Below are 12,368 nucleotides of genomic sequence, written 5' to 3'. Positions count from 1 at the left end.
ACTTACTAATCTTCCTTAAACCATTTATAAACCCACTTTCCTACCTTCTCGTAATGCTGCGCCTCATTTCGCGGATTAGAGAAAGAGACGGCATCCTGGGGTTCGCCCAACTGGTCGGGATAAAGTACAATCAAACTATTATTGGAAAAATATTTGCTCAACTGCGCCGGAAGTTTCTCGAAAGAACTGTCGTAGGAGATAGAACCCCTACGCGCGCTTATCACTACCAGCAAATGGTCGTAATTCACTTGTCCGGTCAATATCAGCAAGTCCCCCCAATCATCCAGACGAGAGAAATCCGTCAAGGTCTGTCCATACTTTTTCTTCACCAATGCCTGCAACTGTACAGTTGTTTCCTCGTTTGCAAAGAAATGTACCCGGCAGCCCAACGTACCGCCCATCCGGCAAAAATGCTCCACCCACTTCTGAAAGCCTGCTTCGTATTCCGCCTTGGGAGGAACGGCTATGATGATTCGCCGTATCGTATTAATCGGAATCAGGAATTTGGCAATCATAACTTCGCGATGCAGTCCTTTCAACAGGTTCTCGGCAAGCATACCGAAGAAAGAGTCTACAATATTGACCTTACGGTGCAAACCGATAATCACATCGGTCACCTCATATTCTTTCGCCGTATGGATAATACCCGAAGCAATATTCAAGTCATACCGTGTAATCTGGCGCAACGGCACATCGGCAGAAGCCGTAATCATGGCTGCCTTCTCCAAATACCTTTTACCGCGAAGCTCCAAACCCTCGGAAGTATTGTTGTCATTGATTACGTTCAAAGCCAACAGATTATCTTTCTGTTTGGTATCACGTATCAACAAGGACAGGTTCATCAGATATTCAATCGTATCCGGATTCGCCACCGGAATAAGAATCCTTTCCGCCTCAACCGTACGCTCCTCTTCCAGATGCGCCTCGCACATGGCAATCTTGCGTGCGGCCCTTTCCGTAATAAAGGAGCTCACCACACATGTCACAAGAATCAGCAATACCGTACCGTTCAGCACATCCTCATTCAACAAACGCTCACCGTTCGGCAAGATGATATTATAACCCACCAATACCGCCGCCAGCGTAGCTGCTGCTTGTGCATTGCTCAAGCCAAACATCAGCTCACGCTCTATGGGAGCCATTTTATAAATTTTCTGCGTCAGCCAGGAAGCGATCCACTTGCCCACCAGCGCCACAACAATCATAACGGCAGCCACCTTCAAAGCGTCTCCCTGCCCGAAGATGACATGAATATCAATCAGCATGCCCACCCCTATCAGGAAATAAGGTATGAACAGAGCGTTACCGACAAACTCCAGATGATTCATCAACGGTGATACATGCGGTATGAGGCGGTTCAAAACCAGCCCTGCCAAGAATGCTCCCAAGATGCCTTCCATTCCCACGAACTCCATTAAACCCGCTCCCAGAAAAACCATGGCAAGCACGAAAATAAATTGCATCACGTTATCATCATAGCGGCGGAAGAACCAGCGTCCGATGCGTGGGAACGAATACATAATCAGCGCTCCGAGGAATATGACCTTAACCACCAGCCACAGCCAGAACAGTCCGCCGGACTCCCCTTTAAACAGACCGCCTACCACTGCCAGCACCAGCAATGTAAGCGTATCCGTCACAGCCGTACCGCCCACAGCAATACTTACACTGCGATGACGGGACACACCATAACGAATTACAATCGGGTAAGCCACCAGCGTGTGCGAGGCATACATACTTGCCAGCAATATGGACGTCACGAGACTATACTTCAGCAACATCATATTGGTAACCAAGCCTATGCCTATCGGAATGACGAAAGCCAGCAATCCCAGCATCACAGCCTTTCCGCGATTCTTCTTGAAATCGCCCATATTCATTTCCAACCCTGCCAGGAACATGATATAATAAAGTCCGACCTTGCCGAACAACTCGAAACTGCTGTCGCGCACCAAGATATTGAAGCCATGCTCGCCAATCACCAATCCCGCCAGAATCATACCGATGATGTGCGGTATACGCAATTTATTCAGCAATATGGGCGCAAACAATATAATAAGGAGTACAAGGAGGAATATCCATGTAGGGTCTGTTACAGGAAGTGTCAAACTGAAATTGAGCCAGTCCATACGCAGTGAGTTTTAGGTTTTAACTGCAAAATAACGAAAAAGTTTTCACTTTATGCGGTGTCATACAGCAATTTGTTATAAATTTGCAGCCAACTCTATCATTTATAGATAGATTAGAACTATTTTATAAACTAAATTAAAACAAAAGAAAAATGAAAGTAGCTATTGTTGGAGCAAGCGGAGCCGTAGGACAAGAGTTCCTGCGAGTGCTCGATGAAAGGAATTTCCCGTTGGACGAGTTAGTATTGTTCGGTTCTAAACGCAGTGCCGGCACTAAATATACCTTCCGCGGTAAACAGATCGAGGTTAAACTCTTGCAACACAACGATGACTTTAAAGGGGTTGACATTGCTTTCACTTCCGCAGGCGCAGGCACCTCTAAAGAGTATCTTGAAACAATCACCAAGCACGGCGCTGTGATGATTGACAATTCAAGCGCTTTCCGTATGGATGCCGATGTTCCTTTGGTTGTACCCGAAGTCAATGCCGCCGATGCCAAAGACCGTCCGCGCGGCGTTATCGCCAATCCTAACTGTACTACTATCCAAATGGTAGTGGCACTGAAAGCCATCGAACAGCTTTCTCATATAAAAACCGTACACGTATCCACGTATCAGGCTGCAAGCGGTGCAGGCGCCGCTGCTATGGATGAGTTGTACGAACAATATCGCCAAGTATTGGCGGGTGAACCCGTGACCGTGGAGAAATTTGCCTATCAACTGGCATTCAATCTGATTCCCCAGATTGATGTATTCACTGAAAACGGGTATACCAAGGAAGAGATGAAGATGTACAACGAAACACGTAAGATTATGCACTCCGACATCAAAGTCAGCGCAACATGTGTTCGTGTACCTGCTCTCCGCTCGCATTCGGAAAGTATCTGGGTAGAGACAGAACGGCCTATCTCTATTGAGGAGGCACGTGAAGCATTTGCCAAAGGTGACGGACTGGTATTAATGGACAATCCGGCAGAGAAAGAATATCCGATGCCGCTGTTCCTCGCAGGAAAGGACCCCGTATACGTAGGACGTATCCGCAAGGACCTCACCAACGAGAATGGATTGACTTTCTGGATTGTGGGTGACCAGATCAAAAAAGGTGCTGCATTGAATGCGGTACAGATTGCAGAGTATCTGATTAGAGAGAAAGCGCTTTAAAATTTCTCCTAATCCATAAACCGATAAGGGTGTGTCAAAAATAGAATGTCATTACTATTACAGCATTCATTTTTAACACACCCTTGACTATGTTGCTTGAGACTTCCGATTTCAGGTCGTTTTAAGTATATCAATAAGACACAGTTTCTGAAATCTCACTTTCTGCATTATTTTTGAATAACGAAGTCACAAAATAAACTCCCTTTTCCGATAATTTAAATGACGTTCCTTGGGTAATACCTACCAAATCGGCTTTCCGCTCTTTCCCATTATCTTTATATATAGCGTAATAAGCAACATTTGAAACCGCTCCCCAAGACAAATCAGCCCCATTCAACCTGATATTGTCCGGTGCCGGAGGAAGCACTGCAGCAGTTCGTCCTAAATAAGGAGGCAATACTTTCTTTCCATATATAGCCTTGACCGCATCTGCAATACCAACCTTATTTTCTACCAAGTTCTTGGCACTGTACAATACACTTCCCTTTACCTTCGGCTTTGCACTTGCCAGTTCAAACTGCTTCATTAAGTCATCTGACGATTGAAACTTACTTCCATATTGCGAATCGCCAAATTTATAAATGCCATATCCTATCAATAAGTGGTTTTCATATGTATATTGCGACCATAAATCCAACCTCAGATTAAAACTGGTAGCATCATTACCTGTGGCAAAGTACAGCTGCGGAATAACCACATCCACCCAGCCTTCCTTTGCCCACGTATTGACATCTGCAAACAATGTGTTGTAATTACGCTCCATATCAGCTGCCGGACTAATAGAGAAAATCACTTCCGGACGAGTCTCAATAATAGTTTTCTGGATATTCCTAACTACGGTATTTACATTATTACGCCTGAAATCCTCGACATTCTTAAATTTATCCTTCCCATATTTTTGAAATTCCGCACCATCATTCATTGTCTCAGAAGCTTCCAATGACGGATAGAAATAATCATCCATGTGAATACCGTCAACGTCATACTTGGTAATAATTTCCTTGACAATATTTACAATCCGTTCCTGAACTTCCGGCAAAGCAGGATTATAAACTCTGATTTTCTCATAATCCTTAACCAGTTCCATGGGTATTTTGGCATCCAGTTTTGGGAAAGCAGCATTCTTATTTGCACGCGTAGCTATACGGTATGGATTTAACCAAGCATGAAACTGGATACCTCGCTTATGAGCTTCCTCAACAAGAAATCCTAAAACATCATAATCGGGTCTTACCCCTGCACTTCCTGTAATATACTTACTCCAAGGCTCATATTCCGATTCATAAAATGCATCTGCCATACCTCTGATTTGGAAAAATACCGCATTCATGTTATACCCGACCAATAAATCCAGATAATCTGTATACAACTTTTTCTGAACATCGGCATCATACTTTTCCATAGGCCAATCGAGTCCCCATACCGTAGCTATCCATACTCCTCTCAGTTCCTTTCCGGGCAGAACAGACGAAGAGGTCTGACCTTCTCCCTGAGAATGGCTACCATCATCCAAAATGCCTTCATCGTCTTTACCACATGCTGCGACCAGCACAAGTAAAATGATTATATATATATATTTCAAATGTTTCATCCTTAAATTTCTAATAAGAAAGCCGCCTGATAATTTTAAAATAGACGGCTTTCAAGTTGACAATATAAAAATTCAATTTAAATGTAGAAAATCAGCATATTATTCCTCTTCCTGCTTAATAGGGAACTCGCATATTACAAATCCTGATCCTGTGCGTGATGCAAACACACAAAGCTTGGCATCTTTCCCGTTCTCATCTTTCTCTATATAATAATCTGTCTGCGCCAGGGCGTTTCCATTTCCACTTCCACCTAATTTAAATTGGTACAAAGGATTGTGATTGTCTCCTTCGTCAAATTTCCGCAAAGCCTCTTCTATGGTAGCTCCTTTGCTCAAATCATAAATTTCCAAAGCAATGGTTGCAGTAGATGCACTACCCTGACCAGCGGTACAAACCAACAGATAACGCTCCTCATTAAAGTTGATTATCCTTGGAGCTACAGCCTCTCCTTTTACGCTCGACGCATATATTTCGCCTACAGACTCATTGACCAATGTTACAGGAATTCTGACACCCGACCATAAATACTGGTCTGTATTTCCCACTCTATATACATTGGTCACCATCGTAGCATCAGATTTTGACGGTAATACTTTAATGGCAGTGGCATCAACTGTTTTATAGCCGCTTACGGGTATTCTTAGAAAATCCGTAGCTGCATTATCACCAAAGAATATAAATCCGTTACCATTCTCATCTATATTATAAGAGGCATTATCACCATGTCTGTTTCCTGCTCCGGAGATACTTCCAACATTAATATTGGCTATCGTTTCCGGTTGGGAATCCGGTGTTTCCCAATGATAAATCTTAAGAGGAGAAGCTTTGGCACCCGACAAACTTGAAAGATATACATGACCATTACTCAACGCACCCATGTTATAAGAGAAAGTACCACCGCTAACTCCAGTCAAATCCAGCAGAATAGGATTGATTTCCCCTTTCTTCAAATCCGACACTTTAAGAAGATGAGGTTGTGTAGCTCTGCTGACAACCAATACATGTTCGCCATCATAAGAAGCACAACGGGTAGATGCAGCATCGGCATAATCACTATAAATGTTATCTCCTGAAAAATTATATACAGTAGGCTTTTCAAAATCAGCCCCATACACAGGAACTCTTTTCCGGACTTTAACAAAATATTCCTTATACCTCTTATTATTTACAATCCGAAGTATCAAAGTCTTGTCGGAAGTTTCCTCATCCATTGAGAAATCCATGACCGGAGTTTGAAGCTCCGCGCCCTCAGAAAGTTCCGCCTCAAAGCTCAAAGCTGAAAAATTAGTCTCAACATCCAAACGGGGAAAATTAATTGTCTTATTGGCTTCATCAATTGTTCCTTCCACCACTGTTTTCCCGTCTGCCCCGGCATTAACTATCTTTATTGCTAAAAGCTCCGTATCATAAGGTGCTATATGGCTTTTAGGATAATCCTCCTCACAAGAGACAAGACTAATACCAAGCAATACAGCCATAAATCCTAAACTTTTTATTAATTTATACATAATCTCATGTTTTAATTAAAAACCATTGTTAACTCACGGATGTATCCATCAATTCAAACTTGCCGGCCATCCCTCCGTTTGAGTAAGTGTATACCCTCTACTCTTATAATCTTCAATCTGATTAATTCCGATAGGTGAGAGATATGGGTTTACATTAGGCACATTCAAGAAGGGCAGTCGTCCTTTATTCTGTTCCGGATAGAAAAATCCTTTCATAGCAGCAGCATTAGTGCCATCATAAACGGTCAGACTTCCATCCTTGCCCATAACCCTGATTTTCCCGCTATTCTCTGATTTCAGTTCTTCGGGAACCTCATCCTTGAAATTTACCCAAGTACCTACCAGCAAATCCTGATTTCTATCGGTATCCATGTACTCCAATTTTTTCCAACGTCTCAAATCGACGATACGTGAGAATTCAAAAGCAAATTCCATTCTTCTTTCCCGTCTGATTTCCCAAAGTAACGGAGATACCGTAACATCTCTACCCGGATCATCAGGCAGGGCATCTAACTTCATGTCTGCTGTCTTGACAACACCCAACGCTTTTGCTTCCTCGGCAATCGGTCTGTTACGGATCTTGTTAATAGACTCATCTATATCAGTCTGGATAACCGCCGGCCCTCCCAATGTAGCAAGTTCCGCTTTAGCCTCAATCCAATTCAATAAAACTTCAGCATAGCGGATTACCGGATAGCCAGTCACATTCTTTTCACCCTGGAATTCCGGAGCCGGAGAACCGCCTTTTTCAATATACTCCAATGCACTCCGAGGGATAAACTTAGTTACATACAAATAACAGCTTTTAGCTCTGGGAGTCGGCTTATTGTAAAAACTTGCCTCAAATCTGGCATCTCTTGTCTTTATCAGGTTACTTAAAGTAAAATCGGCTGCGTTGGCAACTGCAGAAGTTTGCCAGTCCTTACCATCCGTACAGATAAACGCCTTAATCAAATCCAAATTCGGGCCGACATCGGTAGGGTCATTCATGTTACAAGTCGATGCTATGGAATGAGTCACACCCTTATCCGCATCATAGGTACGATACAGGATACAGTCTTTCGTACTTTTCGTCGACCCGAATAAAGAGCGGAAATCAGTCACAATATCATATTTTCCACTGCTCATTACCAAGTCAGCCGCAGTAATAGCCTGCTCAAAAAATTTCTTCGCACGTTCATCATTCTTATAATAATATTTTTGCCAACTTGCTTCAAACAATGCCCATCTCGAAACAAAAGCAGCCACCACATAACGGTTCACATATTGTGCATCCCCGTCATCCAAACGGACATTCTTCATGGCAAAATCAAAATCATCATAAACGGCATCCATCACTTCATTTCTCGGAGTACGATCCTTATACAAGGCATCCTTATCCGTATTCAACACCTCTGTATCGTAATAAGGGACATCACCAAAAACATTGACCAGACGAGCATACTCCATTCCTCTGAAGAAGCGGCCTATTCCCATCCAATGATTGTATTGTTCTTCGGTCAGAATATCCTTCATTCTGGCAGACACACGATCAAGCATGACATTCGCCTTCCTTATCCAAGCAAAATTCCATGTCGGACCGGTAAATTCGCTCTGCCACATCATATCCAGACTCGTTGAGCCTTTTGATGTAGGGACAGTCCGTCCAAACTGCGTTTGGGTGGACAATCTCACTGCATCATCATTAAAAGTATAATTTGCATTAGGAGCATACGTCGTTTCATACTTCAATCCATATCCTACAAAGAAGTTGGTATAAAAGGCATTGGCATACAAACGTACCCTATCCTCACTGGTCCAGTAAGCATCATCTTCCGATGTAGTCAATGAAGGACGGTCCAGCACATCATTACAATTCGTAAACAGGAAGATGATTCCGGTTAAAATCATATATATTTTAAATCTCATAATTACTCTTTTTTAGAAGGTTAATTGAACGCCACATGATAAAGTCTTGAAAACAGGTGTGCCCATACCCGTACGTCCCAAGTTATAGTTTGAGTCAGACCTGAACATCGAATAGCCTGAGATAGCCTCCGGGTCGATAGGCAATCCGTTCAGCTTGTCAAATGTAAAGAAGTTCTCTAATGACATATAGAGTCTGGCCTTGGATATATACACTTTTGAAAGAAGATTCTCCGGGAAAGTATATCCCAACGTTATATTCTTGATTCTCAGGTAAGACATATCCAGCAAATAGCGTGACTGTTTCTGCATACTGAAACCAGTATTGCTTCCACCCAAATTCCATGCTCTCGGATAAAATGCATCCGTACGCTCTTCTGTCCAATAATCGGTTGTGAAGGTTTTGGGAAGAGCACCCTCTTTGGCATTATATCCGGGAATAGCCAACTGACCGCTACCCCAAATCTGACGCTTGCCGATGCCTTGGAAGAAGATTGAAAAATCAATCCCCTTATAATCCGCTCCCAAACGGAAGCTATACTCATAGCGAGGAGTAGAATTGCCAATCACAGTCTGGTCACCGGGATTACCATTCGTACCTGTTCCCGGCGTGATATAACCGTCTCCGTCCAAATCCACGAATTTAACGTCACCCGGTGCAAAAATCAATTTGTTATTGTCTTCATAATGTACCTGATACACCGGATATGGGGAAGATTGTTTATTGGTAGTATGCGCTGTCCCGTTATAAATGACAGTAATTTTTTCTATTTGTCCGTCTGCTCCGTAAACAAAGTCCTCCTTTTGAAACAATCTATCTGTCACAAAACCATAAATATCGCCATATCGTCTTCCGGTAGAATAGGTTGTCCCTAATTTGCGGTCTTCCCATGGAGTCAGATAGTCCGCGCCTTTGGTTATATAGGTAGTTGCATCGGAAATAGAAGCCATAACATTAATTCCCAATCCATTGGAAAAACGATGGGTAAAATCAGCCGACAACTCCCAACCTTTGGTTCTCAAACTACCGTAATTACCTTTAGGAGCTGTAGCACCAAGTGTCACCGGCAAGCTTTCTCCTTCAATAATCATGTTTTTCGTATCCCGACGATACCAATCGAAAGTTACTCCGAATTTATTCTTAAAGAAACGCAGGTCTACTCCAAAATCCAAAGTCTCAATCTCTTGCCAACTGATATCACTGTCCACTAACGAAGGAGTACCGTACAAAGGCATCTTATTACCGCTTCCGTCCAACCATGACGATTGGCCGTCAGCCAATATGGCTTTGTACAAGGTATTGGATACCGTCTGATCGCCAATACTACCCCATGAAGCCCTAAACTTACCAAAGCTCAAAATATTTTCAACCGGTTTCATGAAACTCTCATTGGTAAACACCCAACCGGCAGAAAAAGAAGGGAACCAACGCCACTGCAAATTCTTCGGAAATTTAGATGAACCATCCCTACGTATATTAGCTTCTAAGAAATATCTGTCTTCGAAAGAATAATTCAGACGTCCGAAGAAACCTAATTGAGCTTCCCAATTGCGGTCTCCTTCAATGAACTGGTCACCGGATGCCAATGGAAATTGCGGGTTTGTCAAATCAATAAGATTTGTTTTCCACCCTTTATGCAAACTCCATTTACTGGTAACCCTGTTCATACCCACCATAAACTTAAAGGCATGCTCTTTTTCAGCTCCCAATTGCAGGTTATAGGTGGTATAAATATTAAACGTATTATTATCTACCGATTTATTCTGATAGCCGACCTGACTAGCTCCCGGACCCGAACTGTTATAATATTTTTCTACAGGGAAACGGTATGCCGGCATGCCTCCCGTGTCTACTCTTTCGCCTTGTTCATTGACAAAGACCTGACTGCCGTTCTCTATCCACGCCGTAGGCGCATACCATGTAGCACCGGCCTCGTATTGGGTTACAGACGAATTTGTTTCCGAAGTTTGTCTGTCGTAAGTATAATCAAATTTAACATCCCAATTCTTCGTAATATTCAATGTAAAACCCAGGTTAACGTTATAATATTTATTTTGCAGATTATCTGTATTTGATGCAGCCATTTCATACGACGGCTCTTTCAAAGGATTGCCATGTTCTGTCACTCCCATCGGAAACAATGGGCTCCAACGATACATATACAACCAAGGGTCAGCAGAAGTATTACCAATACCCGGATAACGTTTATTACGGTCGGAATAGATAGAACTGGCTCTCACTGTAAGATATTTATTCAATTCCGATGTTACACTGACCGATGCATTATATCGTTTGAAGTCGTCCTTCTTGGCAGTCTTAGACATACCACTCTGATCCAAATACCCCAATCCTATATTATAACTGGTCTTGCCGCTTTTACCATTTACCGATAAATTATGGCTCATGGTCGGAGCCCAGTTCCTGACCATAGCTTTAGCCGCATCATAGAGTCTATATCCATATTTATCTTTTCCGTCATAATACCAGTCGCGACCATATACTACCGGATCATTCCATTTTACCTTTCCTCCATACTGTTTCTGCCATTCTATGGCTTTCTCCAGGCTTTCGGGACTAATACGCCAAAAACCACCCGCCGGCATCGGTTCTCCTCTGTTTATTTGAGCATCCAATGTGTACTGCAAGGCTTCAATTCCACCAATTTCAATGCTTTTGGCAGGATCTTGCCAAGAAAAGTTATTGGAATAGCTAACTTCAAATTTATCTGTTTGCGCTCCCGATTTAGTTGTTATCAAAATAACGCCAAACGCAGCTTTTGAACCATAAATAGAAGATGAAGCTGCATCTTTCAATACGGAAATAGACTGGACATCGTTGGGATTAACCATCTGAATACTTGGAATTTCCACGTTATCCAACAAAATAAGCGGAGTATTATTTCCCGAAATGGATCCAATTTGACCGCGAATTTTAATCAAAGGGTCCGAACCGATTTCTCCCGTTGGAATCGTAATATTAACACCCGGCACTGAACCTTGAAGTCCACGACCGATATCCGCAATAGGACGACTGTCCAATGTTTTATTTACGTCGACTGTTGCAACTGCACCTGTTAAATTAGCTTTCTTTTGAGTTCCATAGCCCACCACAACAACTTCCGAAAGTAACTCGCTATCCTCTTTTAAAACAACCTTTACCGTCTTGGTTGCTTTTACCTCTTGAGTTTGATAGCCAACGAAAGAGATTTGTAAGGTTGAACCCGGCTTTACATTCAATGTAAACTTTCCGTTAATATCAGTTATTCCACCATTTGTCGTACCTTTCTCTACCACACTAGCTCCGATAACCGGTTCTCCGTTTACATCTACAACCAAACCATTGACTATTTGAGTTTGCAACTGTTCTGTCACTCTCAAAGAACCGTCAATGGTAGTCTGAGTAGCTATCACATTTCCACTGCTTAATAGCAAGGTGCTGATTGCTACTACCGTGAGGATCTTTTTATTAGACAATCCTCTTTTTCTGCAATCTTCATTCATAAGTGATTGATGATTTTGTTAATTAAAAATAGTTTTTTCCAAAAATGGTAAGATAGAAATTAATAAGAGTAGGATAGAATCACCCAAACTCTTGTGTTTTCACTTTTCCATAGGCATTTCTCAATTTAAGGGTTCATAAATGGTATGTTGTATCTCTTTTCTCTCTAAAATTCCAAGTCCACCGGGAACTTAGACAAAACGTTTTATTACTAATAATGGCATCAGGAAATATTAAATGCTTGAATAGCAGTTCCTTTTATTTCCTTTCGTATCAGTTAACCTCTACGATTGCAAGTAGTAATTCGTTAAACCTTGGTTGCCCTTTCGTTAGACCTTGGTTATCCTTTCGTTAAACCCAGGTCTAACGAAAGGGCAACCAAGGTCTAACGAATTAAAAATAGACAATCAACTGCTTATTTATAACAGATGCACAAATAGTTATCAGCTTACAACTATTTTATTTAAAAAGACTGTTCGTTATGGGGAATACCATCTATGTAGTAAACTTTTCGAAGAATTATCACAGGAATATTAAAAATAACTATATATTTGTATTCAATTCTAAAACTAATT

6 protein-coding genes are annotated in these 12,368 nt (G+C 42.1%); 1 reads left to right on the top strand and 5 read right to left on the bottom strand.

The window, feature by feature from the left end:
* Window positions 1-5: 5 nt before the first annotated feature.
* Window positions 6-2,129: a cation:proton antiporter gene (locus NQ565_RS04555; RefSeq protein WP_005656232.1), complete on the bottom strand. Its 2,124-nt coding sequence runs from the start codon at window positions 2,127-2,129 to the stop codon at window positions 6-8.
* A 152-nt stretch (window positions 2,130-2,281) separates the two neighbouring features.
* Between NQ565_RS04555 and NQ565_RS04550 the strand changes: the two genes are divergently transcribed.
* Window positions 2,282-3,289, top strand: a complete 1,008-nt coding sequence (locus NQ565_RS04550) for an aspartate-semialdehyde dehydrogenase (protein ID WP_005656230.1) — start codon at window positions 2,282-2,284, stop codon at window positions 3,287-3,289.
* Between the two features lie 130 nt (window positions 3,290-3,419).
* Here NQ565_RS04550 and NQ565_RS04545 read toward each other — a convergent pair whose 3' ends face one another.
* From NQ565_RS04545 to NQ565_RS04530, 4 genes are all read right to left on the bottom strand, one after another.
* Window positions 3,420-4,880 carry a glycoside hydrolase family 10 protein gene (locus NQ565_RS04545; protein ID WP_005656228.1) on the bottom strand — a complete coding sequence of 487 codons (1,461 nt, stop codon included), beginning with the start codon at window positions 4,878-4,880 and terminating at the stop codon, window positions 3,420-3,422.
* A 99-nt stretch (window positions 4,881-4,979) separates the two neighbouring features.
* Entirely contained in the window at window positions 4,980-6,389 is a 1,410-nt protein-coding gene (locus NQ565_RS04540) for a DUF4623 domain-containing protein (RefSeq protein WP_005656226.1), read from the bottom strand.
* A 48-nt stretch (window positions 6,390-6,437) separates the two neighbouring features.
* A complete protein-coding gene (locus tag NQ565_RS04535) occupies window positions 6,438-8,297 on the bottom strand; it encodes a RagB/SusD family nutrient uptake outer membrane protein (RefSeq protein WP_005656222.1) in 1,860 nt (619 codons plus the stop codon).
* A gap of 12 nt (window positions 8,298-8,309) precedes the next feature.
* Window positions 8,310-11,795 carry a SusC/RagA family TonB-linked outer membrane protein gene (locus NQ565_RS04530; protein ID WP_005656220.1) on the bottom strand — a complete coding sequence of 1,162 codons (3,486 nt, stop codon included), beginning with the start codon at window positions 11,793-11,795 and terminating at the stop codon, window positions 8,310-8,312.
* Window positions 11,796-12,368 lie beyond the last annotated feature (573 nt).

Source organism: Bacteroides stercoris ATCC 43183, from assembly GCF_025147325.1.
GTDB classification, from domain to species: domain Bacteria; phylum Bacteroidota; class Bacteroidia; order Bacteroidales; family Bacteroidaceae; genus Bacteroides; species Bacteroides stercoris.
Note: the sequence above shows the minus strand (reverse complement) of the source record. Positions and strands in the feature narration are given on the sequence as shown.